We start from the raw sequence: 1,523 nt of genomic DNA, 5'->3' as shown, positions 1-1,523 counted from the left end.
AGCCCTCCCCCCGAACCGTGCCTGGAAGAATGCGATGAGGTAGGGCGGCGCTTTTAACCGAGCGTAGCGAGCTATGCCCCCCGCAAATCCCCGCCGCATCCTTGTTAACACAAAAATCTTCCCACGGGTTGACGCACCCCTTTTAATGTGCTAGATTATTTTTAGATTCAAAAAACCCCAAACGTGGAGGCAAAAATGCGCAAGTCGTTGATATTGGGGGGGGGGGGGTAAGCACTCACTCTTGAAAGGATTTTCCGTGAAAGCGTTAGCACTGTTCGTTATCCTGGTCGCCGCGGCGTGCCTGGCCGGTAACGCTTTGTCTGTGGGTTCGGTCGAGCCGCCCACGGAGTACAACGCCCACTGGCAGTTAATCCATGACGGCGTGGTCGGCTGTGTCCGGGACGGCCTGGACGCTTACGGCTCCAACGATTCGGCCGGATTGGTTTATATGGGTCCGTCCATAAACATCCACGGCTACGACGGCGTTTTGCTGCGAATCCAGTACTCGCAGGTGTCGGCCGACCCCGGCGACTACTGCACGCTCTACGTCTACGACAGCGACTACGAACACTACCTGACCCACATCTTCGAGGATGAAGATTCGGGCTACGTAGACCTCATGCTCGATGGCCTGTACGGGACCCGGGATTTGAGTATCGCTTTCGATTGGGTTTCCGATGAGACCGGCGTGGACGAGGGTTTCCGCTTGAACAGCATCGAAATGTACGGCAGCATTTGGGGCGAGGGTGAGTACACCCCCATCGCCACCTTGGGCGCGACCAACGACGTGACGGACCACCAGACCTTCGACGTGACCGAGATGAAATACAGCATGATGAGTTGCCTCTCCTTCGAGTACGCCACCGACCTGGACACCCAGGGGTGGTGGGCGGTGGACAATGTGGACCTAAAGGAGGACGGGGAGAGCATCCTGCCCCGTCAGGCGGGGGGTTACGGCGTGGAGGACTTCGAGAACGGCGGCTGGTATCAGGACCAACACGGACTTTCCGGCGAGTGGGAAATCGGCACCGACCACGCCACGGGTGACATGTCGGGCGCGAACTGGCAGTGCGACTCCGCCGCTAATCCGGGCTCGTCGTACCAGGCCGAGACCTTCACGCCCTGGGTCGCGGGCGGCGGCACCGGAACATTCACCCTCGATTTCGATACCTGGTATCACCCGATGGGGACCGGCGAGTACGCTTCGCTCGGATACTATGGAGCCAATGTGTACGACGTGTACTTCGAATATTTTCACAACCTCGACGACTGGGACACCCTCGACTACGGTGAGGACGTGGTAGATACGTCCTGGGGTGCCATCAAGGCGAGCTTCTAGCCGGCGATTTGCCGGGGCATTACTCGGTTCGCTCGTTTCGTGTCGTAGGGCGGATGTCCGCATTCGCTGTGTGCTCAGATGTAGGGCGGGGATTCCCATCCCCGCCGCTTTCTCACCCTGACCCTCACCCTAGCCCTCTCCCTGGACGGGAGAGGGGATAAAATGTTGGGCGGGGATTCCGATC

At 59.2% G+C, this 1,523-nt stretch carries 1 protein-coding gene; it reads left to right on the top strand.

From position 1 onward, the window contains the following. The first annotated feature begins 256 nt into the window (after window positions 1-256). Window positions 257-1,339 carry a hypothetical protein gene (locus tag NTW26_11720; GenBank protein ID MCX7022914.1) on the top strand — a complete coding sequence of 361 codons (1,083 nt, stop codon included), beginning with the start codon at window positions 257-259 and terminating at the stop codon, window positions 1,337-1,339. Window positions 1,340-1,523 lie beyond the last annotated feature (184 nt).

The sequence above is a fragment of the bacterium genome (assembly GCA_026398675.1).
GTDB lineage: Bacteria > RBG-13-66-14 > RBG-13-66-14 > RBG-13-66-14 > RBG-13-66-14 > RBG-13-66-14.
Note: the sequence above shows the minus strand (reverse complement) of the source record. Positions and strands in the feature narration are given on the sequence as shown.